The organism is Flavobacterium sp. KACC 22761, assembly GCF_034058155.1.
Taxonomy (GTDB): Bacteria; Bacteroidota; Bacteroidia; order Flavobacteriales; family Flavobacteriaceae; genus Flavobacterium.
Genome location: NZ_CP139148.1, coordinates 935,136 through 960,479, shown reverse-complemented (window position 1 = coordinate 960,479; position 25,344 = coordinate 935,136). Strand labels below are relative to the sequence as shown.

The following is a 25,344-nucleotide window of genomic DNA, read 5'->3' as shown; positions in this document are numbered from 1 at the left end:
AACGAATCTACTAAACATTGGAAATACTAATAATATTTTTTCTAATACTATTAAACGGAGTGTTCTCTATGTCTGAAATTGCACTGATTTCGGCAAGGAAAAACAGACTGGAAACCGCCGCGAAAAAAGGAAATAAAAGCGCCAAAACAGCGCTCGACTTGGCGAATTCTCCAAATAAGTTTTTATCGACAGTTCAAATCGGAATTACTTTGATTGGGATTTTGACTGGTATTTATAGTGGTGATAAAATTACATTAGACGTAGAAGGATTTGTTGGTGGATTTGCAGTTTTAAAGCCATATGCACATTCAATTGCAGTAGGAATTGTAGTTGTAGTACTGACTTTTTTCTCATTGGTTTTGGGAGAATTGCTTCCAAAACGAATTGGATTAAATTATCCAGAATCAATTGCAAAAATGGTGGCAATGCCAATGAAAATCATTTCGATTATCACGGCACCTTTCATTTGGCTTTTAACGACTTCGACCGATTTTTTATTGAATATTTTTCAAATAAAACCAACCGCTGACGGAAAAGTTACGGAAGAAGAAATTAAAGCCATCATTAAAGAAGGAACCGAAGTTGGTGAAGTTCAAGAAATCGAACAAGATATTGTGGAACGTGTTTTTCACATTGGAGATCGAAAAGTAAGTTCATTAATGACGCACCGAAAATCAGTAGATATGTTGCCTTTAAATGCTGACAAGGCTAAAATCAAAGAATTGGTTGTTCAGGATTTGCATGCCGTTTATCCGGTTTACAATGATAATTACGATGATATTGTTGGGGTTGTAACGCTAAAAAATATTTTTGCCCATATTGAAAATGATAATTTCGATCTGGCTTCAATAATGTACGAAGCACCTTATTTGATGGAACAAACGACGGCTTATAAAGCGTTGGAAAATTTCAAAAAAACAGGTGTGCATTATGCATTGGTTTCTGATGAATATGGCGTTTTTCAAGGTATGATTACGTTGAATGATATTTTGGAAGCCTTGGTGGGAGATGCATCAGAATTTTACAAAGACGAATTCCAGCTTATAGAAAGAGAAGATGGAACATGGCTGGTTGACGGACATTATTCGTTGCACGATTTCTTAACCTATTTTGAGTTGGACGAATTAACCAACGATTACGAAGTAAACACCGTAAGTGGTATGATTATGACCGAGCTTTCCCATATTCCAAAAGAAGGCGAAAAGTTAGTTTGGCAAAAATTCGTTCTTGAAGTCATCGACATGGATGGCGTTAAGATTGATAAAGTGCTTGTAAGAGCATTAAAAGAATAGATAAAATAGTTTTCAGTCTCGGTTTTCAGTCTCAGTTTGGTACTGAAAAGTGTGACTGCAACTGAAAAATAAATAAAATAGAATTTAGAAATAGAAGTTAGAGAAATCTAAAATCTAAAATCTAAAATCTGAAATTCAGAAAAATGACAGAAGGAAATTTTGTAGATTACGTTAAGATATATGTTTCATCCGGAAAAGGAGGGAAAGGTTCTACGCATTTACATAGAGAGAAATTTATTGAAAAAGGTGGTCCAGACGGTGGAGACGGTGGCCGTGGAGGACATGTGTATTTGGTTGGAAATAAAGGACTCTGGACATTATTTCATTTAAAGTTTGCACGTCACATCAAAGCGGGTCACGGTGGTGATGGAGGTTCTGATAGAAGCACAGGTGCAGACGGAGAAGATAAAATTATTGAAGTGCCACTGGGAACTGTTGTAAAAGACAAAGAAACTGGTGAAACGCTTTTTGAAATTACGGAAGACGGAGAAAAAAGAATCCTTGCAAAAGGAGGAAAGGGAGGTTTAGGAAACTGGCATTTTAGAAGTTCGACAAACCAAACACCTCGTTATGCACAACCAGGTTTACTTGGTGTAGAAATGGATGTGATTCTAGAACTTAAAGTTTTGGCAGATGTTGGTTTAGTTGGTTTTCCAAATGCTGGGAAATCTACTTTATTGTCTGTGCTAACTTCGGCAAAACCTAAAATTGCTGATTATCCGTTTACGACTTTAAAACCAAATTTAGGAATCGTTGCGTACAGAGATTTCCAATCTTTTGTAATTGCCGATATTCCAGGAATTATCGAAGGCGCTGCAGAAGGAAAAGGTCTTGGTCATTATTTCTTGCGCCATATTGAGCGTAATTCGACTTTATTGTTTTTAATTCCTGTTGATACGGCAGATATTAAAGCAGAATATGATATTTTGGTTAACGAATTGACCAAATACAATCCTGAAATGTTGGACAAAGAACGTCTTGTGGTGATTTCAAAATGCGATATGCTGGATGACGAATTGAAGGCTGAATTAAAAGCCGAATTAGATGTTTCTTTCAAAGGTGTTCCATATATGTTTATTTCGTCTGTTGCGCAACAAGGTCTGACCGATTTAAAAGACAGACTTTGGAAAATGCTTAATGAATAAAATTCTGAGTTTCTAAGATTTTAAGTTCAAAGAAAAAAACTTAGACTCTTAGAAACTTAGCAGCTTAGTAACTTTTAAAAAAGAAAGGTGTTCTATTTTTAGAACGCCTTTCTTTTTTAAAAACAATGTTAAATTCTTAATAAAAGGCTAAAAAATCGAAAACATGTGCAATTTTGAATTTGTTTTGAGTGGAATAATTGTAAATATGAGCTATATTCGCATCACTTAAATAAATTAACATGAAAAAAATAGTTTTATTCTTGACCATGTCCTTAATGGCTTTTCCAGTAAGAGCCGATGAAGGAATGTGGTTTTTGATGTTTATCGAAAGATTGAACCATAGAGATATGGAGAAAATGGGACTTCAATTAACTGCCGAAGAAATCTACAGTATTAATCATCACAGTTTAAAAGATGCAATTGTTCAGTTTAATGGAGGCTGTACGGCAGAAATTGTTTCAAATACTGGTTTGGTGCTTACAAATCACCACTGCGGGTATAGTGCAATTGCTGAACTTTCATCAGCGGAGCAAAACTATTTAAAAGATGGTTTTTGGGCAAAAGATCGTAGTCAGGAGATGAAACCAAAATCTTTGTATGTACGTTTCTTCGTTCGTATGGATGATGTTTCTAAAAGAATTTTGTCAAAAGTAAACGATCAAATGACAGAGACGGAAAGAAACAAAATCATTCAACAAGAAATCGCTTTGATTGAAAAAGAAAACAGCGAAAACGGAAAATATACGGTTTCTGTTCGTCCTTTCTTTCAAGGAAATGAATATTACTATTTTGTTTACCAAGATTACACAGACGTTCGTTTGGTAGGAACACCGCCAGAAAGCGTTGGTAAATTTGGTGGAGATACTGACAACTGGGAGTGGCCTCGTCAAACGGGTGATTTCTCAATGTTCAGAGTTTATGCTGATAAAGACGGAAATCCTGCAGCTTACTCAAAAGATAATGTGCCATTACAGCCAAAACACTATTTGCCAGTAAGCATTAAAGGCGTAAAAGAAAATGATTTTGCCATGATTCTAGGATATCCAGGAAGAACAAACCGTTGGATGCCAGCTGGAGGAATTGAGCAAAACGTGAAATACGCTTATCCTGCTTGGGTTGAAGGTGCAAAAACCGGAATGGATGTCATGAAAAAGTATATGGATAAAGATGCGACTGTTCGTTTAAACTACGCTTCTAAATATGCTTCGACTGCAAACTACTGGAAAAACCGTCAAGGAATGATCGACGCTTTAACAAAAGCTGGAACAGCTGATGCAAAAGCAGAACAAGAAGATAAATTTTATGAGTGGGCAAGCAAACCGGCTAATAAAGATAAATACGAGAATGTAATTCCGACGATCAACGATTACTATAGAGAAACCAACTTAAAAGCACGTCACGATAATTATTTGACACAGCTTTTACGTACTTCTGCTTATGCAACTGCACCAGCTAATTTAGGAAATGCATTAATTGCTTACTACAAAGAAAATGATGCTAAAAAAGCAGAAATGCTTCCTAAAATAAATGCAATGGTTGAAACTATATATGGAGATTTTTATGCTCCATTAGAAAAAGATGTTTTAACTGCACAATTGAATTTATACGCTTCAAAAGCTGATGAATATGGACTTGCTCCAGAAATAGTAAAAATGAAAACCGCTAATAATGGTGATTTTACTGCAGATGTAGCAAAAGCAACTGAAATTAGTTACTTCACAACTAAAGAAAAAGTATTGGCATTTTTAGCTGATCCAAAACCATTGGCAATTGTACATGATCCTTTGTATATTATTTCTAACGATTTAATGACAAAATACCGTGCAAAAACCGATGATCAAGCAAAAGCTGACGATGGTTTCGCAATTGCTTATAGAAAACTTGTTGAAGGTTTAAGAGAATCAAAATTAAATGCTATCAAATATCCAGATGCTAACTCGACTTTGAGATTGACTTACGGAAAAGTTCGCGCATTGCCTGCAGATCCTCGCAATGATGCAAAAATCAACAATTATACGGATATGGCTAGTATGGTTAAAAAATACAAAGCCGGAGATCAGGAATTTGACTTGCCAGCTCGTTTATTAGAATTGAACAAAGCAAAAGATTTTGGACAATATGCTGATAAAGCAGGTTACATGCCAGTAAACTTTTTGACTGATAATGATATTACAGGAGGAAATTCTGGTTCACCAGTTCTGAACGGAAAAGGAGAATTAATCGGAATTGCTTTTGACGGAAACATCGAAGCAATGGCTGGAGACGTTATTTTTGATTCTAAATTACAAAGAACAATCAACGTTGATATTCGTTATGTGCTTTGGATTATCGACAAATACGCTGGAGCTAAAAATATCATTGATGAATTGACGATTGCTAAATAATCTCAATTTAGTTATAAAATTAAACCTGACAATTTTAAAGTTGTTGGGTTTTTTATTGTTTTTAATTTTGAAAGAGTGTGTCATCCTGAGCGAAGTCGAAGGCTTGCCAACCGGAACAGGTCTTCGACTTCGCTCAGACTGACAAAAGATAGATTTTATATTTTTTTTTTGGAATTTGGAATTTAAAATTTGGAATTTGAGTTAATTCACTTTCACTCTAATCCCTTTTGTATGACTCGAAAATTCTGGCGCATACATACTTTCAATTGTTGTAATTCCGTTTGAGAATTCACCACTGTTATTCACTCTGATGTCATATTCTAAAACATAGGTTCCTTTGTTGATGTGATCAAAAAAGAAATGTGTTGCGGCATCTTTTGTGCTCATATAAAATCGTAAGCGATCTTTGTATTGATATCCTGATAGAACATCTTTGGGCTCAAAACAAGAAGCACGCATATCTTTTAAATGAACATATTCCATATCTTCTTTAGAAGTGATAATTAAACGAACTGTAACTAAATCTCCAATTTTTAAAGAATTTACGGTTGTTATTTTTTGTAATTCGTCGCCTTTTAAAGTGTTTTTCTTTAGATACAATTCTTTCGAAACCGATAAAACTGCTCCCGAGTTATTTTTGATTTTATCTAAATCTTCAAAATATTGCCAATACACACCTCCAAAACCTGGAACTTTAGATTTGTTTTCGATTTTTATTGAAGCCATTTCTTTTTTGATTTCTTCCGGTTTCCAGTTTAGTTTAATGTAACCCGTTTCGGCTTCTTTTTCATTTTCGGAAAGTTTTTTAGTAACGATTTTCTCGTCGCCCAATTTTATAACTGTATTGTCTTTTACCGAAAGCCAATCGGTTCCTTGCATTAATAAAGCATAAATAGCTTCGGTTGTTGATTTTGTTGTGGGCCAATTTTTGTTTTGTTTGTTTTTCAAAAGCCATACTTTCATTGCATCGACCGATTTGGCGTCGTTTGTCACTTCGGCGAAAGCCTCAATTAATAAAGCCTGAGTTTCAATAGGCGCTTGATACCAATACCAACCCGCTTTATTCGAAATCCAATACATTCCCCAATCTTCGTTGTTTGAGGACGTTTCTTTTAAACTTTCGATGATTTTCTTAGCGCTTTCTTTTTCTCCAAAACGATTTAAAGTCAATGCAGCCAATCCTTTCTCATAAATAGAATATTGCAACCAATCTTTTTTAGCTGTTTCTAAATATAATTTTGAAGCTTTTTTTAGCTCATCCGATAAAGGATATTTTTCCAAAAAGAAACTTCTAGTATACAAATAATGCAAATCAGAATAGGGATTGATCCAGATTAATTTTTCTGTTGGTTTTAAATTTTGGATTCTGCTTCTATAATATTCTAGAAATTTGTTGTCTAAAAATAGAATACCAGTTTTAGCAATTTCATCTATTTTTTCTTCATTTTCTTCAGATTGGCTCAGCTTAGCCAAGTGTCCAAGCCCAGCGAGAATATGTCTTGTAATATATTCGCTTTCGTCGTAGCCGTCAAACCATGGAAAACCTCCAGAAGCTTTTTGTTTCTGTTTTAATTTTTCAAAAGTTGCTTCTTGCGAAGTTTTCATTTTTTCTAAATCAAACAAAAGCGCCAAGTTTTTCTTCTTTTCATCTTCACTTTGTGCATCTTTCAGCCAAGGCGTTTCGGCGAGGATTATTGATTTTAATTCTTCGTTTTCTTCTAATTTAGAATGCAGTTTTCCGTTTTTTCTCCAAGTTTCAAAAATGGTTGCAATTTTCGGATTGCTCGAAATAATTTCAGATGCTAAAGCATTGGCATAAAATCTAGCAAAAGTCTGCTCGGCACATTCATGTTCGTATTCCATTAAATAGGGAAGCGACTGAATGGCGATCCAAGTTGGATTTGACGTATATTCAAACGTAAACTGATGGTTTCGTAAAGTCGAAGAATTGTTGTTTTTTAGATTTTCAAAAGTGTATTCTTTAGTTGAATTCTCGCGAACCCAAAGCGGAATACTTTCGGTAACGAGCATATTATTGGTCAAAACCGGAAGAATGTTTTCTTCGCCATCTGAGAAATTTCCAGCTTTTGCGACAATTTTATATTGAACGCCTTGCAAACCTTCAGGAATTGCAATCGTCCAGGTTGCCGTTGTGTTGCCAAAAGCAGGAATTGTAAAGTTTTTGATGTTTTTTGCATTCAGCATTTTCGCATCAATTGGTTGCATCGTTGTGGCGTCGAAAAACAGCAAACTTGCGATTCCGGTTTTTAATTCATTCGTCACGTTTGAAATTTTGGCACTAATGACAATTGTATCTTTTTCTCTCAAAAAGCGAGGGAAATTCGGTAAAACCATTAATTCCTTTTGTGTCACAACGCTTTTCTCCAAATAACCCGAAACAGCATCTTTATTATGCGCCAACAAACGAAATTTCCAAGTTGTCAAAGCTTCAGGCGAAGTAAAGTTGAAACTTATATTTCCTTTATCATCTGTTTTTAAATGTGGAAAAAAGAAAGCAGTTTCAGACAGATTTTTTCGAGCTTTTACCTCGCTTAATACTTCTAAAGATTTTTTGGTCGTAATAAGTATTGCTCCCGAAGAACCTTTGCTTCCATAAAGTTTTGTTGCTTTGTCTGGATTTAAAAAGTCGATGTCAAGCAAATCTTCTGGATTTATTTTTTTGAAGTTTTCTTCAGATGAAATTTCGCCATCAAGTATATATAGTGTTGCAATATTTATTACCATCGATGTTAAGCCACTTGTTATTTTTTGGCCAGGAACAAACGTTACTTTATCGGTTTTGAAATAATATTCAGGATCAACTGCATCACTCGCTACGAGCTTTACTCCTGGAGTAATTCCGGCAAGCATATATGCAGGTCCAACACGCATTTCATTACTAACTTCCATTGCTTCAACTCTTGCTACTGCATATGAAAGTGATTCCTTTTTTTTAGTAACACCATAACCGGTTACTATAACTTCATTCAATTGGCTAGAATCGTTTTCTAAAATTTGATTTATAACTTGAGTATCGGTTACAGTAATTGAAGCTGTTTTTGAGCCGATATAAGAGAAAATTAATACCTCGCCAGGAACTGCTTCGATTTCGTAATAACCGTCGAAATCTGAAATTGTGGTTCTTTGCGTGCCTTTTACAGTTATAGAAGCTCCGGGAAGTCGCAATCCTTCATAGTCTGTAATAATTCCTGAAATTAGTTTTGCATTTGCCGGTTTTCTCACTTTTTTTGAAAGCTGTTTTAAATATTGACTTTGCTGATAAACCGCATTTGGATTATTAAAATCAAAACCAAACCAAATTAAGTTAGTCGACTGGGTTGAATATTCCATCTTCGGAAGGTAACTGTTTAAGTTTCCAATCGTTTTATAGATTTGGCCAAAACCTAATATCGTTTTTCTGTTTGAAGAATTATAATTGTAGTCATATAAAGTTGGTGCTGCCCAATTTTTAATTGTGAATTTATCTAAAGAACTGTCATACATCGAAGCCAAAAGTTCATACTCTTTTTTAGTGTTTTCTGCTTTTAACTGAAAAGACCAATTTTCACTGCTGCCAGGCTCGATTTTGCTTCTAAAAGTTTCTGTTTTCCATTCTAATTTAGGAATTTTACTTTTTAACGTGACGTTTAATTCTTCATTAAAAGCTTGATTTTCAAAAATGCTTTCGAAAGTTATTTTCAAGATTTTTTCGAACTCAGGTTTAAGTGGAATTTTAATTACAACTTCATTGTGTTGAAGATGATTTGTTTCTTCAAAAAATAGTGCGTTTTTATAATTTCCGATTGTATTTATATATAGTTCTTCAATTGGCGAAGTGAGTTTTAGCTCAACAAAACCATCTTTTTTAGGATCTTCATTCAGTTGCTGTACGGTAAATAATTTGCTTGTATTGAAGTTGTCTTTGCTTTGTGTAAGCTCAAAATTTGTTTTTGCTTCAATTAGATTGCCAAAACTGTCTTTTGCGCTAAAAACAATTTTGTAGTTTCCTGATTTGTAATTTGAAATAAAATCCAGAATAAGTTTTTTGTCTTTCTCAGTATCGACTTTTTTGGAGTAAACCAAAGTTTCTTTTGGTTCATTCAAAAATTCTTTTCCTGTAATTTCATAAGGAAATAATTTTTCAAAATCTTGATCCGAAATGGTTTCAATTTCTGGTTTTTCTGAACTTCTTGGTTTGAATTTATTCAAAAACGGACGAACATAATAGATTTTCACTTCGCCTCTTGTAGCCTTAAATTCGCCGTTGAGGTTAGTGCTGGTCAGGAAAATTTCATTTTTATCTTTGGTTTCAATTTTATTTGGCATTCCAGTTTCTAGAATCAAATCATGATAACCCACTTTTACAGTCGTTTTAGAGTCATGTGTTTCTCCATTGATATCAGTTACTTCAACTTCAATTTCGTAAGTGAAAATGGGTAATTCTTTTTTCTCCAAATTTTCATCAGGAAGTGCAGGAAACTCAATTGTAAATTTGCCAGAAGCATCGGTTTTTAGTTCACCTTCAGTAATTTCTTCTTCGTTTTCTCTTCCGAAATAATTATTTGTAAAACTCGTATATCGCGTAACAGTATAACTTACTGTGGCATCTGAAATAGTACTTCCTGCAAAAGCTTTTGCTTGACCTTTTACTTTAACCAATTGATTGATTTGAAAAGTTTCTTTTTTAGGATCAAATGTGATTTCAAATTTTGGACGTTTATATTCTTCAACTCTAAATTGGGTTTGAGAATAGTTAAAATCCACTTTTTTGGTATCAAAATCCGCAGGTTTTTGAGCTGTAATTTTATAATTGCCCGTTAATCCGGTTTTAGGCAAGGCAAATTCTCCAGAAAAAGATCCAAATTCATTTGTTTTGACATCAAACTCTTTTAGATTCGTAAAATTGGGATCTTGAATTAAAATTTTGAAATCAGTATTTTGAACCACAGTGGTTTTGTCATTGTTTTTTTGAATTGCAATTCCTTTGAAATAAACAGTTTGCCCCGGACGATAAATGGCCCGATCCAAGTAAAATTCAACTTTAGCGACTGAATTCTCTTGAATATCCATCGGATAAATTCGGTCACGTGAAATATAGTTGTTGCCGATCGTAATTGTGTCATTTTCAGCTGAAACTTGGAGTGTCTCGAAATACTCGCCTTTCATTGGTTTTTTATAAGAAACCTTGCCGTTTTTATCGGTTATGGCCGTAAATCTTGGTGAACTCACTTTTACATTTGTTAGAGGATTTCCATTTTTTCGATCTAAAACTTGATAGGTTTCAATCTTATTGTTTTCTGATGCCACGATCGTGAAATTGGTTGCTGTCAAGATTTCAAAATCACTTACTTTTTCGTCCTTCGTATCTTTTTCAGTTTCAAAATAAACAAGGTAAGATCCGGTTTTTAAATTTGGCAATACTACTTCTGTAGTATATTCAAAATGATCTTTTTTGTTTTTTAACTCATAAGTTTTTGTTATTTCTGGCTGTTTGGTTTTTACTATTTCGTCGGCTTTGAGGTTTCTGGGATTATTATATCCAATAAAAAAAGAAACGTCTCTTTGATTGATTTTATAAAATGAAATTTTTAAATGTTCAACATTTTTATATCGTATAAAAGCACGAGTGTTTTCGTTTTCATAAATGTATTTTTGAAGTTGAATTGCCAATGATTTCGAAAGCAATTTTTGCTTTTGGATTATAGCTTTCTTTTGCTCGTTTGATCTGTTGTTAATGTTTATAATACTATCTAAAGTCGCAAGAGCTTTGCTGTTGTAATCTGGATGAAGCGATTTTGATGCAAATGGAATTAAATATTGCACTTTTTCTAATTGGATTTTTTGAATCAATATTTTGTCATCCGCTTTTTTCTGAAGTTTATTTAGTACTTTAAAATAATCTTCGTCGTTTTGAAACATGAAATTTTTGCAAAAAACAAAGCGTTCAAACTGATTGTCTAGAGTTGGACTGTTGCTTTCTTTTTTTTGATAGAGTGAAATAACCAAACGGAGATTTTCATTTGTAATAAAATCTAAATTCAGTTTTGAAAATGTTGAGGGATCAGCGAAAAAATCTTTTCTATAAGAAATAAAAACAGTTTTAGAGATTTCCCAAGTATGTAATTTTTGCGTATAAAAAGTTATGTTTTCGCTTAAAACATAATCATATAAATTCTCGGTTTTAAATTTTTCTGAAGTCGCATAATCAAATATAGATTCGTATTTGCTTAATGATGTGTTTTTAAGCAAATTTTCATTTTGTTGCGTTTCTTTTAGTGTGGTATTTATTTGATCTTCAAAATTTTTAGGTGACCATGTCAGGAAATCAGTAGGAGATGTTTCAAGGTTTGTTCTTTGGTTTATCTGAGAGTTGTTTTTGACTAAATAATTGCTCAGACATTTGGCATAAACTATTTTTAGAATCGCTTTTGAAGGAATCGAAACTTGATTTATAGTTGATTTCAGATTGTTTATAATCTTAGATTGTGCATTTTCTTCCAGAATTTGCATGTATTTAGATTGATAGAAAAAGCATTTTATGATTTGTTCTTCGTCCTTTTTGGTTTTTGCATTTTTGTAAATGTCGGCGACAATTTGATTGGCAGATTTTATTTTTCCTTCTTTTTCAAGAGCAATAATTTTGCTCCATTTTTTGTCGTTTTGTTGTGCAAAAATTGCTGTTGAAAGGAATAAGAAGACGAATAATATGTTTTTCATAAATTGGCTTTTCTTGTATAGAGATTTATTTCGTAGAAAAGGTTGGCTCAGATTAAAAATAATTTTCGTACAAATTACTAATTTATATTTAAAAGCAAATCGCATTTTATATTTCCTTATTTTTGATATATGAAAAAGCTGCTACTTTTATTCTTAATTATGCCAATGTGTTGTTGGTCACAGTCTTTTGAAAGAGCAGAGAAGCTATTTAATACCAAAAAATACGAAGAAGCCGAACCTCTATTTGAAGCCAATTTAAAAACAAAACCTTCGGATATAAAAACACTTGAATATTTAGGTGAAATCGCAGCACATCAAAAATCCTGGGTAAAAGGCGCTGAATATTTCAAAAAATTAAAAGAATTGAAACCAACTGTAGCCGATTATTTTTTTAAATATGGAGGCTGTCTCGCAATGCATTCTTTAGAAGTCAATAAAATAAAAGCTTTCGGGATGGTGGGCGACATGAAAGAAGCTTTTGAAAAAGCAATCGAACTCAATCCGAAACATGTTCAGGCAAGATGGGCGTTAATTGAAATTTATTTGCAATTGCCTGGAATTCTTGGCGGAAGCGAATCAAAAGCACTTGCCTATTCAAATGAGCTGGCACAATTTTCTCCAATTGATGGCTATTTGTCAAGAGGACGAATCGATGAATATTTTAAAAGATATGATTCGGCCGAAAAAAATTATAAGAAAGCGCATGAAATTGGTAATTCAAAAGTAACGTTTCAAAAATTATATAATTTATATTTGAACAAATTAAAAGACACAAAAAAAGCACAGGATTTAAAGCGAAAATCTGAAGCTTAAAATAAAAAATCTCAAAAGACAAATTCGATACTATATTGGAATTTGTAATTTAATAATTGGAATTTAAATGAAGACACATTTCATCGCGATAGGCGGAAGTGCGATGCACAACTTGGCATTAGCATTGCATAACAAGGGATATCAAGTTACAGGAAGTGACGATGCTATTTTTGAACCATCAAAATCAAGATTAGAGAAAAAAGGAATTTTGCCAGCTGAACTAGGTTGGTTTCCAGAAAAAATAACTGCAGATATTGATGCAATCATTTTAGGAATGCATGCAAAAGCAGATAACCCAGAATTGCTAAAAGCGCAGGAATTGGGGTTGAAAATCTACTCATATCCAGAATTTTTATACGAGCAATCTAAAAATAAAACACGTGTTGTAATTGGTGGTTCACACGGAAAAACAACAATCACTTCGATGATTTTGCACGTAATGCATTACCATAATATTGCAGTTGACTATATGGTTGGCGCGCAATTGGAAGGTTTTGACACTATGGTGCATTTGACTGAAGAAAATGATTTTATGGTTTTAGAAGGTGATGAATATTTGTCTTCGCCAATTGACAGACGCCCGAAATTTCATTTGTATCAACCGAACATTGCCTTGATTTCTGGAATTGCATGGGATCATATCAATGTGTTTCCAACGTATGAAAATTATGTGGAGCAATTTGAGATTTTTATTCAAAAAATTACGAATGGAGGAATTTTGGTTTACAATGAAAATGATCCAGAAGTAAAACGCGTTGCCGAAGCTGCGACAAATCCAATTCGCAAATTAGCGTATTCAACTCCAAATTATAAAGTTAGCGATGGAGTAACTTTATTAGCAACTCCAGAAGGTGATATGCCAATCGAAGTTTTTGGCGCACACAATTTGAATAATTTGGCTGGAGCCAAATGGATTTGCCAAAATATGGGCGTTGATGAAGCCGATTTTTATGAAGCAATTGCAAGTTTTAAAGGAGCATCTAAACGTTTGGAAAAAATTGCTGAAGGAAAAGGAAAAGTAGCTTATAAAGATTTTGCGCATTCACCAAGCAAAGTTGCGGCAACAACAAAAGCGGTAAAAGAGCAATATCCTAACCGAACATTAGTGGCTTGTTTAGAACTTCATACGTACAGCAGTTTAAATGCTGAATTTTTGAAAGAATATGAAGGCGCGTTAGAATATGCTGATGTTGCAGTAGTTTTTTATTCGCCAGATGCTGTAAAAATCAAACAGCTTGAAGAAGTAACTTACGAACAAATTGCAAAAGCATTTAATCGTGAAGATCTTGTGATATATACAAATCCGGCTGAATTCAAAGAATATTTGTTCAATTTGAATTTAGATAATTCGGCGCTTTTATTAATGAGTTCTGGAAATTACGGAGGTTTGAATTTTGATGAAGTAAAAGGATTGATTAATTAGATAATGTGAAAATTAGTCAATGAGATAATATGCCGATTGTTATAGACAATCGGCTTTTTTTTTGAGTTTGGAATTTTCTAATTAGTAAATTTTCAAATTATCTAATTCTTTTTATTTTGAACGATTTTCCTTTCTTTTTAAATATCTTCGCTTTTCGAAAATTTATTTAAATATGGAAAAATCTCATTTCCCAATTCCCAATTGGTCAGAAGATGATAGACCTCGTGAAAAGTTAATGTTGAAAGGAAAAAATGCGTTAAGTGATGCCGAATTAATAGCTATTTTGATTGGTTCAGGAAGCCGAAATGAATCGGCGGTAGAATTGAGCAAAAGGATTTTGGCGAGTGCTGATAGTCTAAATGCTTTGGGAAAAATGTCCATTTCTCAATTAATGAATTTTAAAGGAATAGGAGAGGCCAAAGCCATTGCAATTATTGCCGCGCTTGAACTTGGTAGAAGAAGACGTGTTGAGGATGCACTCGAATTGATTAAAATAACTTCCAGCAAATTGGTTTTTGAATTGATGCTTCCCATAATTGGCGAATTGGCGCATGAAGAATTTTGGGTACTTTTTCTGAATAATTCTAACAAAGTTATTTCGAAATCGCAATTAAGCAAAGGCGGTATCACGGGAACTATTGTTGATGTACGCCTGATTTTTAAATTGGCGTTAGAAAATGGAGCTACTGGCTTGATTTTGTGTCACAATCACCCTTCAGGAAATGTATTGCCAAGCGAAGCCGATAAACAAATTACAAAACGAATCAAACAAGCAGGAGAAAGTTTAGATGTTAAAGTTTTAGACCATTTGATCATAACTGAATCAAAATATTATAGTTTTGTAGATGAAGGAATTTTTTAGATTATGAATACCACTATTACCGACGTCTTTTTTGATTTAGACCATACCCTTTGGGATTTTGACAAAAACTCAGAAATGGCTTTTGATCGTATTTTCAAAACAAAATATCCAGAAATCAAAACTGAGGATTTTATTGAAAAATATATTCCTATTAATCAGTCTTGTTGGAAATTATATCAAAACGATGAAATAACCCATGTTGAATTGCGCTACAGCAGATTGAAGCTTTCATTTGATGCTTTGAATTATAAAATTTCAGATGAAAGTATCAACGAAATTGCAAATGATTATATTGAGTTTTTGACAGACAATAATCATCTTTTTGATGGCGCTATTGAAGTATTGGAATATCTTAAACCAAAATATAGGCTGCATATCATTACAAATGGCTTTGCAAAAGTTCAAGATAAGAAAATCAACAATGCATCACTTTCAAGTTATTTTGATACCATTACAAATTCTGAATTGGCTGGTGTAAAAAAACCAAATAGTATTATCTTTGATTTCGCTGTTAATTTGGCTCAGGCTTCAAAAGAAAACAGCATCATGATTGGCGATTGCTTAGACGCTGATGTCAATGGTGCACTAAATGCAGGTTTGGATGCCATTTTTTTTAATGAGAAAAAAATTGAAGTTGCTCAAAATATTAAACAAATAAACCATTTATTAGAACTTAAAAAATATTTATAATGATGAAAATTAAATTTTTGTTGACTGTACTTTTTGTTTCGGTTGTTGGGTTTGCACAGTCTGCCCAATCTGCACAAGCTGTTAATGATTACAAAGCAGTTATCGTGCCTTTGAGATATGATTTCTTAAAATCAGACAATCAATACAGAATGTCAACAATTAGCAAAGGAAATTTGACTAAAGCAGGTTTTCAGGCTTTTTATGCAAATGAAGAACTTCCAGCGGATCTTAGTGATCGTTGCCAACTTTTATATATGGATGTAAAAAAAGACAACGGTTTTTTAGTTACTAAACTTTTTGTAGAGCTAAAAGATTGTTACGGAACCGTAGTTTACACTTCTGAAATTGGAAAAAGCAAAGAAAAAGATTATGAAGCCGCTTATAGAGAAAGTTTGAATATGGCTTTTGTTTCAATCAACGGTCTTCATTACAAATATAGCGGAAAAACCGTGACTCCTATCGGAAAAACGGGTATGATTACAGCGGCTCCAGTTGCGGTGGCGGCGACAGCAACAGCAAAACCTGCTCAAACACAAGTTCAAACTACAATTGCAACTCCAGTTGCAGATGTTACAGATCCAAACTTGCTTTACGCACAGCCAACAGAGAACGGATTTCAATTAATTGATAAAACACCAAAAGTGGTAATGAAACTATTGAAAACTTCACGTCCAGATTCATTCATTGCCATTAAAGATGGAGTTCAAGGAACTTTGAATGCAAAAGACAATCAATGGTTTTTTGAGTATTACCAAAATGATAAATTAGTTTCTGAGAAAGTTTCAGTTAAATTCTAAAAATAAAATCTGGTTTTAATAACCATATTTATCTTTCCAGCGGTTCTTTAAAAATTCGCGGGTGCTGTTCTCTCTAGAATTGTTCCCCGGATTGTAAAGAACCGTTTTTTTTATGGCATCTGGCAAAAATTCCTGTTCGGCAAAATTATTGGCATAATCGTGCGAATATTTATAATCGTCGCCATAACCTAATTCTTTCATTAATTTGGTTGGTGCATTTCTTAAATGAAGAGGCACTGGTAAATCTCCGGTTTGTTTTACCAATTGTTGCGCACTTCCAATTGCCATATACGATGCATTGCTTTTAGGAGATGTCGCTAAATAAATGGCACATTGGCTCAAAATAATACGGCTCTCAGGATAGCCAATAGTTGTTACAGCTTGAAAAGTATTATTGGCCATTATAAGTGCCGTTGGATTGGCATTGCCGATATCTTCGCTGGCCAAAATCAACATTCTTCGGGCAATAAATTTTACATCTTCACCGCCTTCAATCATTCGCGCAAGCCAATAAACGGCTCCGTTAGGGTCACTTCCTCGAATTGATTTTATAAATGCTGAAATAATATCATAATGTTGCTCACCCGTTTTGTCATACAAAACAGTATTTTGCTGCACAAGCTCAAAAACGCGATCATTGGTGATTGTAATTTCGTCACCTGCAGATGCATTTACAACCAATTCAAAAATATTGAGCAGTTTTCTGCCATCTCCGCCAGAAAGTCGTAATAAAGCTTCCGTTTCCTTTAGAATTATTTTTTGGGAAGCGAGATAGACATCTACTTTCATCGCTCGATGCAATAGCGCTTCCAAATCTTCTTTTGTAAACGCGTTTAAGATGTACACCTGACAACGCGACAATAGTGCGGGAATAACTTCAAAACTTGGATTTTCTGTTGTTGCACCAACTAACGTGATCCAGCCCTTTTCAACTGCCGCCAAAAGCGAATCCTGTTGCGATTTACTGAATCTATGAATCTCATCAATAAATAAAATTGGATTTTTGGCCGTAAATAGTCCACCGCTTTGCTTTGCTTTGTCAATCACATCACGAATATCTTTTACGCCAGAATTTATTGCGCTTAAGATATAAAAAGGACGTTTGGATTCTTGTGCAATAATTTGTGCCAAAGTAGTTTTTCCTGTGCCTGGAGGCCCCCAAAAGATTAAAGACGGAATAATTCCTTTTGAAATTTGTTGTGTTAAAGATCCGTTAGGGCCAACTAAATGACTCTGACTTACATAATCTTCTAATTTTTGTGGGCGAATACGCTCGGCTAAAGGTGCTTCCATATTACAAAATTACTGTTTTTTAATTTTAAATTTTGTCTCTTAAAAGTTAAAACAAATGATTCAGAGGAGGATTGTTACAATCTGCAACATTTTTATAATATGACAAATTATCAGTAAATTAGATTTGGACAGTTTTTTGATGCCGTTAATAGAACAGATTTTTCAAAAATATGAGTGATAAAGATTTTAAGTTTTCAACTGCTGTAATTGCGCTCCCACTTTTTTTTGTCCTTTTTTTGTGGATCATTTATTGGGTTCAAATTCGATTTGATTTTGATTTTTACCAAAACGGAATTTATCCAAGGGATTTTTCGGGGCTACAAGGCATTTTATTTAGTCCTTTCATTCATGAAAATTTGGAACATTTGTACAACAATTCAATTCCGCTTTTGGTTTTGCTTACGGCGTTGCAATATTTTTATCCCAAACAAACTGTTGCGGTTATTGGTTATGGAATTTTATTTTCTGGCTTAATCACTTGGATTATTGGTCGGGAAAATTATCATATTGGCGCAAGCGGCTTAATATATGTTTTGGTCAGTTTTATTTTTTTTAAAGGAATTCAAACAGGCTATTATCGTTTGGTCGCACTTTCGCTGTCGGTGATTTTATTGTACGGAGGAATGATTTGGTATGTTTTCCCAGATGTTGATGCTACCATTTCATGGGAAGGTCATTTGGCCGGTTTGATAACCGGTTTTGGGCTTTCATTATTTTATAAAACGCCAGAATACATAAAACCTATTGTGTACGATTGGCAAAGGCCTGATTTTAACCCAGAAGAAGATCCTTTCATGAAACATTTTGATGAAAACGGAAATTTTGTCAATACAGAAATTCAAGAGGAGGAATCAGATTTAGGGCATAATTATTTTAGTTCAAATTTTCCTGTTTATTATGTTGTAACCAAATCAGAATCAGAGGATAAAATGTGAATGCAAATTCATGATTTGATTTAAAAAGAGTACTTTTGTTAATCGTATTTTAATTTTGGTTTGGTATGAGAATGATCAGTTATACAATTTTGATTTTTTTTATTTTAATCAGCTTTGAGACAACCGCACAGTGCGATGTAAAAAATAGAGTACTCGCAGATGGTACAATGATGTATTATTTTGGCCCTGCTGTTTTTTACACCACAAACTCAAAATCATTAAAAATAAATATTGTTACTGACAAAGAGCATTATTTTATTGCTTTGCAGCCAACACCTTTTCCGTCAAAAAAAGAAGGGAAAAAAATCAAAGATGATTTAATCATGCATTTAGCAGATAATAAAATTTATAAATTGGCGCATTATGATACAGAGTATATTCATAATGATTCAATTATGCAGGTGCTTTATTTAATTGATAAAAATGATGTAAATTCTTTTTCTCAATTTGAGGCTGTGACTGCCGAAATTAATATGCAGGGAACTGAATTTGTACGTAGCTATAATTTTAAACTTCACAAAAACGCTATTAAAGAGCAGCTTGCATGTTTCTTAAAAAAAGAAGATTGATTTAATCCTCGTCTTTAATTTCAGTCGGGGTATGGTTTTTTAATTTCTTTTGAAGATTTCTAATAAGGTTGTTAAAAGTAATCGTGACCGAAGCTGCATTTGTAGTTTGATTACCACTGTTTCTCGGAAGATATTCATTGCAGTATGTTAGTTCAAACTGGATGTCATCTGTAAATAAATAACCAGCACCAATATTAAATCTGTTTCGGTCAAAGAAACTTTCTCCAGTAACTTTTGCTCCAGATTTTAAGTAAATTTCATCTGATGCCACTGCATATACAACACCCGATCTTAATACTTTACTGTTTAGTGGTTGCATGTATTTTACTTGTTGTCGGTATCGGAAAACGTTTTCATACTCATCATCTTTATTTCGCAAATGACGAAATTCGGTACGCATTCTGGTACTTAAAGTATAGCCAGTTTTATGAAAGTAGTAAATTCCTTGAAGTGCAAAACGCCATTCGGGCGATTCAAATTGACCAATTTCAGGAACATCTCGATTGTTGAAATAAGCTATGAAAGTTGAGAATTTCCATCTTGGAGAAAAGTAATAATGCCCCCAAGCTCTAGCTGATCTCTGAATGGTGTTTTCAAATAGGTTTGATGAGGATTCTGCCCCGCTGTAAGCCGCAGCTAAATCTAGTTCAGTTGACCATTTTTTATTTATGGTCTGATTGAACTGAATTTCATTCCAAAACTGATTGTAAGTGGTATTTTGTCCGTAGCTGTTTGTTATTAGAAAAAGAACAAACAGCCATCGGAGAAAAGTTAATTTTTGTATTGAATTAGATTTTGAAAGCATTAATTAATAGTGTTTAATTATTCATTCTAATCCTAACTTTAATATGGTTTAGCTTCTTTGGCGAACCGTTTCGTATAAAAATGCGCCACAGGCTACAGAAACATTTAATGATCCGATAGAGCCAAACATTGGCAGTTTTGCTTTTTCATCTACAATTTTTAATACCGATGGATTTATTCCTCGATCTTCAGAACCCATGATAATTGCGACAGGTTCATTTAGTGTAATATCGTAAATATTTTGATCTGTTTTTTCGGTCGCAGCGACTGTTTTGATTCCCGATCCTTGCAAATAAAATATTGCGTCTTTGATATGCTCAACTTTACAGATTGGCACATTAAAAACAGCTCCAGCTGAAGTTTTTACAGTATCTCCGTTTACAGGTGCTGATCCCGCTTTTTGAATAATGATGCCATTAACGCCAGTACATTCAGCAGTTCTTATGATGGCGCCAAAGTTTCTTGCATCGGAAATTTGGTCTAAAATTAAAAATAATGGTTTTGCGCCAGATTCAATTGTAGATTCAACTAAATGCTCTAATTCAATAAAACCGATAGGAGATATGGTTGCCACGGCACCTTGATGGTTATTTGGCGTCAAGCGATTTAGTTTTTCAACAGGAACATAAGAGAAATTAATGTTGGCACGTTTCATCACCTTCATTAAATCTTTCATTAATTCTCCAGAAATATCTTTTTGTATAAATACTTTGTCAACTTCTTTTCCTGCCTGAATTGCCTCTATAATGGCTCTAATTCCAAATATTTGATGTTCTTTTTCCATGATGCAAATATAGGTATATTGTTTATATAAAAAAAAACCACTCTGAATGAACAGAGTGGTTATAGTATTATGTTTTCGGTCTAAAATTAGAATTTATCCCAGAAAAGTTTTGTAGTTAACAAATCTCCACCGATTGCTGTAGAAGCAGCTTTCCAGTTTGTATTGTTTGTTTGTTGCTCAAGAACTGGGTAAGTCATTCTTACTGGAACTTTTCCTCCAGCGTTGTTAATTGCTGTAGGAGGAGCTAGTAATACAGGGAAATCTAATCTTCTCCAGAAATTCCATCCAGCTAAAGCTTGATTGTACATCGCTACCCAAGCTTGCTCTCCAATTGATTTTTTCCAGTTAACTGGATCGTATGGTTTTGTTGCAAGGTAAGCAGTAGCTTGTGCTGCTGTACCACCCCATTCTAAGATTGAAGCAGTAACTGCTGCGTTGTAAGCTGCAGGTGCTGCAGCTGTATTCCAACGTGCATTTGCCTCAGCAACATAAAAAGCAACCTCTGTAGCAGTGATGATGTTTCCTGGAGTATCAGGTGTGTAAGCATAATCTCCAGCATGAGAGTAATCTGCAAATTCACCACCTTCACCAATTGGAAGACCAACATAGTTTCCTTTTACTGTTGTGAAGTATCCAGGTCTTCTTGGGTCGTTAGATGCGTTCATGTAATCAACTAAAGTTTTTCCACCTACGAAATCTTCTCTACCACTTGCTTCTAAGTTTTCATATAAAGGATTGTAGTTTGGTGAAGCCTCTTGGTATGGGAAGTGTCCATTTCCAGCAGGAGTTGTTATTACTCCAGCAGCAATAGCAGCAAGTGCGTTAGTTTGTGCTAAAGTTGGATTTGAATCAGCGATTCCGATTGCAAGTTTTAATTTTAAAGAGTTTGCAAATGTTTTCCATGCAACTGGATCACCTCCATAAATTTTGTCTCCAGCAGAGAAAGTTGGGAAGCTATTTGCTGTTCCACTGCTTAAAGCAGTAATATCATCATTGATTCTTTTAATCAAATCTACATAAATAGTTGCTCCATCATCATAAGCAGGCAATGGGTATTGAGCAAGGTTTGCAGCTTGAGTGTAAGGAATATTACCAAAAGTATCTACCAAAAGCTGATATGTGTACACTTGTAGGATATCAATAATAGCTAATTGAGTCTTTTTGTTTGCTGGCCAAGCAGCTACTTCATCTGCAGTTGGTTCGTAAGCATTAATGATCGTTTTAGCTTTACCAAGATTGTTCAACACATTTACGTAGTTGTCTGAGTAAATTTGGTTAGAAACATTACGGTTTGTAAAGTCGTAGTTACTTTCGTTTACGTAAGTTGTTTCTTGCCAGTATTGCATTGTCAATCTAAAGTTGTTCTCGTTTACGCTTGGAGTATTAGTGTAATCGCTTAATTCTTTTTGCGCGTAAGTGATCAATGACCCCGGTACAGTGCTATAAGCACTGTTTGGATCGGTGTTTGCATCTTCATTAACACAAGCTGTCATTGACAGACCTATTGCTAATATTGCTATGATTTTTTTCATCTTCATTTTTTTTAAAAATTAACTTTGACATTAAAAGAAATATTTCTTGTTGTCGGCATAGGTCCTGATTGGTAACCTTGTGTGTTACCTGAAGACAATCCTGCTTCTGGATCAGAATATGGCAAGCTTTTGTCAATGATCCAAAGATTGTTACCTATTACACTAAAAGAAGCTCCTTTAATTGCACTTCCTAAAATGCTTGAAGGAAGATTATAAGTCAATACAACCTCTCTTAATTTTACAAATCCAGCGTCATAAACAAATGCAGCAGCAGGTGGGTCAGTACCTAAAACTTGGCTAGATTGAGATCTGTCTAATCTTGTAGTATTTGTAACATATTGTGGTTGTCCGTTTGTTGGAGTGTAAGCAGGGTTTGCCATTACTCCTTGTAAAATTTCACCACCACCGTTAGCTAACGTATTTCTTACTGGGTTTCCTAAGTCGTTGTTTCCAACAGAGTTAGCATAGATACCAGTTCCATATCCGTAGTATTGGTCAAGTGAGAAAACACTTCCACCTTTTTTCATGTCAATTAAGAAACTGAAAGAAAGGTTTTTGTAGTTGAATTTGTTGTTGATACCACCAATCCAATCAGCTTGGTAAGTTCCTAATTTGTTGTCAGTAGTTGTAGAAACTTCGTATGCACCGTTAGCGCCGATGATTCTGTTTCCAGCATCATCTAATACATAAGTTGTACCCCAGATTTGACCATAGTCTTGGTTTAATGGAGCATTGATACTGATACCTCCTTGTAAAGAGTTGATGTTGATGTTTTCAATACCTGGAGCCAATTCTGTAACTTTAGTGTTAGGATTAGACCAGTTAACGCTAACATCCCAAGAGAAGTTGTCAGTTTTAACAGGAGTTCCTGTAAGAGTAACCTCAAAACCTTTTGTAGTTAATGTTCCAGCATTAACAGTATTGAAGTTTGATCCAGTAGAAGTTGATACTGGCAATGGTAAAATTTGGTCGAAAGCTTTGTTTTGGAACCAAGCAACGTCAAATCCAAGTCTGTTTTGTGCAAACTGCATGTTCAAACCGATCTCCACGTTGTCTAATCGTTGTGGTTTTAAGTTTGGATTTTTAGCAGTAGTATTGAATGAATATACTGGAGTTCCGAATGGAGTTCTAGCAGTATAGTTGTCCAATAATTGGTTTGGATCTGTATCAGAACCTACTTGAGCATAAGCAGCTCTGAATTTACCAAAGTTGATGAACTCAACATCTTTTAACCAGTTTGAGAAAACAACACTTCCTGAAATTGCAGAATACCAGTATGCGTTGTTGTCTTTAGGAAGAGCAGAAGATTCATCTCTTCTAACAGAACCTTCTAAGTAGTAAGTTCCTTTGTATCCTAATGTAGCTTGTGCAAATAAACCTAATACTTCTTTTCTAGTATCTACGATTCTAGGAAGAGCAGGTGCAGAAACTGAGTTAGAGATAGTGTACAATCCAGGGATGTATAAACCTCCTGAAGTCATTTGTTGATTAATGAATCTGCTTTGTACATTGTAGTTAGAACCAAGAAGAACACTAAGGTTTAAATCTTCGTTTAAGTCTTTTTTGTACGTAGCTAAGAAATCATAGTTTTGCTCGCTGAAGTTATACAAATCTAATGCATATCCAGATGGTTGAGCAGGAAGGTTTTGAAGGTTTGAGTTAGAACCTAGAGTTGCTGGAGTTGAACCTGGAGCAATTCTGTCTTCTGTTTTTAAGTTGAAACCGTCAGTACCAATTCTACCTGTAAAGCTTAAGTTTTTGTTTACGTCATAAGTAATACTAGCGTTAGCAGCAACTCTTTGTCTGCTATCGTTGTTGTAGTTCTCATATCTTTGGAAGTATGGGTTATCCCAGTATGCTGGAGTAATGTCTGCAGCACTTTTGATGTTCCAAGTATAGTTTTGGCGGCTTTGGAAATAAAGATCTCTTTGCTCGTTAAGGTCAACGTTTGTTGCCCACCATTGTCTGAAACCAGCTAATTGGTTTCCTCCGTATCCAGTTGAGTTTCTGTTTCTTGTGTTTTGTGAAACATAAGTCGCATTGAAAGTAGAGCTTAATTTGTCGTTGAATTTGTAAGTACCAGCAAAGTTAAAGTTGTTTTTGCTTAATAATGAATTTGGCAAAATGTCTCTACTGTCTGTGTTTGCATAAGTTAATCTGTAAGTAGCTTTTTCAGTACCTCCATTTAACGAGATATTGTTGATTGTAGATGTTCCTGTATCAAAAAATTCGATTGGACCATTTGCAGCAACTTTCCATGGAGTTTGTTTCCCGTAATTAGGAGAACCTGGAGTAAAAGCATCATATTGCCAAACTAAAGAACCATCATATTTTGGTCCGTAAGAAGCATCATCTCCAGATCTAGATCTTGGTTGTCCGTTGTAAGATGAGAATCTTTGTCCAAAATAACCTTCTCCATACTCTTGTTGGTATTTAGGGAAAGTTGTTCTGTCTACTGTAGACATTGTGTAAGAAGAAGAGAATTCAACTGATAAATCAGTTCTAGATTTTCCTTTTTTAGTTGTAATGATGATCGCACCATTTTGAGCTCTAGATCCGTAAAGCGCAGTTGCAGCAGCACCTTTCAATACGTTGATCTCAGCAATGTTGTTAGGGTTGATGTCTGATGCAGCGTTACCGTAATCGTATCCACCTCTACCACTTTTTTGATCATTACTGTTTACGTTGTTGTTCAAAATTGGCACACCATCAACTACGAATAAAGCCTGGTTATCACCCAAAAGTGATTTGTAACCTCTAAGAACCACGTTAGTAGATCCACCAAAGTTAGTACCTTGAGTTACGCTAAGACCAGCAACTTTTCCTGATAAGTTATTTGTGAAGTTTCCTGTAGGAACAGTTCCAACTTGTTCAGCAGATACTGTTTGAGCAGAATAACCAAGAGATTTTTTCTCTCTTTTAATACCTAATGCAGTTGTTACAACAACTCCTTCAAGTTCTTGTGCAGCTGCAGCTAATTTTACGTTTAAAGAAGTGGAGCTTGCAGCTACTTCTTGGGTTTTCATCCCGATGTAGCTAAATACCAAAATTTGGCTTGATGATGCTTTGATGGTGAATTTACCGTCAAAATCAGTTTGCGTTCCTGATTTTGTTCCTTTTACTAATACACTCACACCTGGTAGAGGCATTCCTGCATTATCAGAAACAGTACCCGAAACGGCTCTTTCTTGCGCAAAAGTAAGTTGCGCCACTAGTACTAAGAAAAGTACTAAGAATCCATTGAACTTTAGTTTCATTTTTAAATATTTTGAATTAGTATCGCAAAACTCTTAATAATTTGTTA

The 25,344-nt window shown here is 34.4% G+C and carries 16 protein-coding genes; 10 read left to right on the top strand and 6 right to left on the bottom strand.

What is annotated here, in order from left to right:
* The first annotated feature begins 17 nt into the window (after positions 1-17).
* The 3 genes from SCB73_RS04240 to SCB73_RS04230 all read left to right on the top strand — a co-directional run bounded on the left by SCB73_RS04240 (position 18) and on the right by SCB73_RS04230 (position 4,821).
* On the top strand, positions 18-1,292 hold the full coding sequence (locus SCB73_RS04240) for a hemolysin family protein (RefSeq protein WP_320568877.1): 1,275 nt from the start codon (positions 18-20) through the stop codon (positions 1,290-1,292).
* A 143-nt stretch (positions 1,293-1,435) separates the two neighbouring features.
* Positions 1,436-2,437, top strand: a complete 1,002-nt coding sequence (obgE, locus tag SCB73_RS04235) for a GTPase ObgE (RefSeq protein ID WP_263522099.1) — start codon at positions 1,436-1,438, stop codon at positions 2,435-2,437.
* 239 nt (positions 2,438-2,676) lie between these two features.
* Positions 2,677-4,821, top strand: a complete 2,145-nt coding sequence (locus SCB73_RS04230; RefSeq protein WP_320568876.1) for a S46 family peptidase — start codon at positions 2,677-2,679, stop codon at positions 4,819-4,821.
* Positions 4,822-5,022: 201 nt separating this feature from the next.
* On the opposite strand, the gene SCB73_RS04225 is transcribed toward SCB73_RS04230, so the two are convergent.
* Positions 5,023-11,538 carry an alpha-2-macroglobulin family protein gene (locus SCB73_RS04225; protein ID WP_320568875.1) on the bottom strand — a complete coding sequence of 2,172 codons (6,516 nt, stop codon included), beginning with the start codon at positions 11,536-11,538 and terminating at the stop codon, positions 5,023-5,025.
* Positions 11,539-11,667: 129 nt separating this feature from the next.
* On the opposite strand from SCB73_RS04225, the gene SCB73_RS04220 reads away from it, so the two are divergent.
* The 5 genes from SCB73_RS04220 (at position 11,668) to SCB73_RS04200 (ending at position 16,123) form a co-directional block, all read left to right on the top strand.
* Positions 11,668-12,351 (top strand): tetratricopeptide repeat protein, encoded by a 684-nt coding sequence (locus tag SCB73_RS04220; RefSeq protein ID WP_320568874.1) that lies wholly within the window; start codon positions 11,668-11,670, stop codon positions 12,349-12,351.
* Positions 12,352-12,418: 67 nt separating this feature from the next.
* Positions 12,419-13,774, top strand: a complete 1,356-nt coding sequence (locus SCB73_RS04215; protein WP_320568873.1) for a UDP-N-acetylmuramate--L-alanine ligase — start codon at positions 12,419-12,421, stop codon at positions 13,772-13,774.
* A 172-nt stretch (positions 13,775-13,946) separates the two neighbouring features.
* Entirely contained in the window at positions 13,947-14,636 is a 690-nt protein-coding gene (gene radC, locus SCB73_RS04210) for a RadC family protein (RefSeq protein ID WP_320568872.1), read from the top strand.
* Between the two features lie 3 nt (positions 14,637-14,639).
* On the top strand, positions 14,640-15,326 hold the full coding sequence (locus tag SCB73_RS04205) for a YjjG family noncanonical pyrimidine nucleotidase (protein ID WP_320568871.1): 687 nt from the start codon (positions 14,640-14,642) through the stop codon (positions 15,324-15,326).
* Between the two features lie 2 nt (positions 15,327-15,328).
* Positions 15,329-16,123, top strand: coding sequence for a hypothetical protein (locus SCB73_RS04200; RefSeq protein ID WP_413927827.1), 795 nt, complete (start codon positions 15,329-15,331; stop codon positions 16,121-16,123).
* A gap of 15 nt (positions 16,124-16,138) precedes the next feature.
* On the opposite strand, the gene SCB73_RS04195 is transcribed toward SCB73_RS04200, so the two are convergent.
* The gene (locus tag SCB73_RS04195) at positions 16,139-17,416 is read right to left on the bottom strand and encodes a replication-associated recombination protein A (protein ID WP_320568869.1); all 1,278 of its coding nucleotides are present in this window, start codon (positions 17,414-17,416) and stop codon (positions 16,139-16,141) included.
* 170 nt (positions 17,417-17,586) lie between these two features.
* Here SCB73_RS04195 and SCB73_RS04190 point away from each other — a divergent pair, with 170 nt between their 5' ends.
* Entirely contained in the window at positions 17,587-18,351 is a 765-nt protein-coding gene (locus SCB73_RS04190; RefSeq protein WP_320568868.1) for a rhomboid family intramembrane serine protease, read from the top strand.
* Positions 18,352-18,440: 89 nt separating this feature from the next.
* Positions 18,441-18,920, top strand: a complete 480-nt coding sequence (locus SCB73_RS04185; RefSeq protein WP_320568867.1) for a hypothetical protein — start codon at positions 18,441-18,443, stop codon at positions 18,918-18,920.
* 1 nt (position 18,921) lies between these two features.
* Here SCB73_RS04185 and SCB73_RS04180 read toward each other — a convergent pair whose 3' ends face one another.
* The 4 genes from SCB73_RS04180 to SCB73_RS04165 form a co-directional block, all read right to left on the bottom strand.
* Entirely contained in the window at positions 18,922-19,725 is an 804-nt protein-coding gene (locus tag SCB73_RS04180) for a DUF2490 domain-containing protein (protein ID WP_320568866.1), read from the bottom strand.
* 48 nt (positions 19,726-19,773) lie between these two features.
* A complete protein-coding gene (gene rlmB / locus SCB73_RS04175; RefSeq protein WP_320568865.1) occupies positions 19,774-20,508 on the bottom strand; it encodes a 23S rRNA (guanosine(2251)-2'-O)-methyltransferase RlmB in 735 nt (244 codons plus the stop codon).
* An 86-nt stretch (positions 20,509-20,594) separates the two neighbouring features.
* On the bottom strand, positions 20,595-22,040 hold the full coding sequence (locus tag SCB73_RS04170; RefSeq protein WP_320568864.1) for a SusD/RagB family nutrient-binding outer membrane lipoprotein: 1,446 nt from the start codon (positions 22,038-22,040) through the stop codon (positions 20,595-20,597).
* Between the two features lie 11 nt (positions 22,041-22,051).
* A complete protein-coding gene (locus SCB73_RS04165; protein ID WP_320568863.1) occupies positions 22,052-25,297 on the bottom strand; it encodes a SusC/RagA family TonB-linked outer membrane protein in 3,246 nt (1,081 codons plus the stop codon).
* Positions 25,298-25,344: the final 47 nt, after the last annotated feature.

Excerpts from the sequence above, each read along its gene's own strand:
- obgE (WP_263522099.1), top strand. The coding sequence starts at position 1,436 with ATGACAGAAGGAAATTTTGTAGATTACGTTAAGATATATGTTTCATCC.
- SCB73_RS04230 (WP_320568876.1), top strand. The coding sequence starts at position 2,677 with ATGAAAAAAATAGTTTTATTCTTGACCATGTCCTTAATGGCTTTTCCA.
- SCB73_RS04225 (WP_320568875.1), bottom strand. The coding sequence starts at position 11,538 with ATGAAAAACATATTATTCGTCTTCTTATTCCTTTCAACAGCAATTTTT.
- SCB73_RS04220 (WP_320568874.1), top strand. The coding sequence starts at position 11,668 with ATGAAAAAGCTGCTACTTTTATTCTTAATTATGCCAATGTGTTGTTGG.
- SCB73_RS04215 (WP_320568873.1), top strand. The coding sequence starts at position 12,419 with ATGAAGACACATTTCATCGCGATAGGCGGAAGTGCGATGCACAACTTG.
- radC (WP_320568872.1), top strand. The coding sequence starts at position 13,947 with ATGGAAAAATCTCATTTCCCAATTCCCAATTGGTCAGAAGATGATAGA.
- SCB73_RS04205 (WP_320568871.1), top strand. The coding sequence starts at position 14,640 with ATGAATACCACTATTACCGACGTCTTTTTTGATTTAGACCATACCCTT.
- SCB73_RS04200 (WP_413927827.1), top strand. The coding sequence starts at position 15,329 with ATGAAAATTAAATTTTTGTTGACTGTACTTTTTGTTTCGGTTGTTGGG.
- SCB73_RS04195 (WP_320568869.1), bottom strand. The coding sequence starts at position 17,416 with ATGGAAGCACCTTTAGCCGAGCGTATTCGCCCACAAAAATTAGAAGAT.
- SCB73_RS04190 (WP_320568868.1), top strand. The coding sequence starts at position 17,587 with ATGAGTGATAAAGATTTTAAGTTTTCAACTGCTGTAATTGCGCTCCCA.
- SCB73_RS04180 (WP_320568866.1), bottom strand. The coding sequence starts at position 19,725 with ATGCTTTCAAAATCTAATTCAATACAAAAATTAACTTTTCTCCGATGG.
- rlmB (WP_320568865.1), bottom strand. The coding sequence starts at position 20,508 with ATGGAAAAAGAACATCAAATATTTGGAATTAGAGCCATTATAGAGGCA.
- SCB73_RS04170 (WP_320568864.1), bottom strand. The coding sequence starts at position 22,040 with ATGAAAAAAATCATAGCAATATTAGCAATAGGTCTGTCAATGACAGCT.
- SCB73_RS04165 (WP_320568863.1), bottom strand. The coding sequence starts at position 25,297 with ATGAAACTAAAGTTCAATGGATTCTTAGTACTTTTCTTAGTACTAGTG.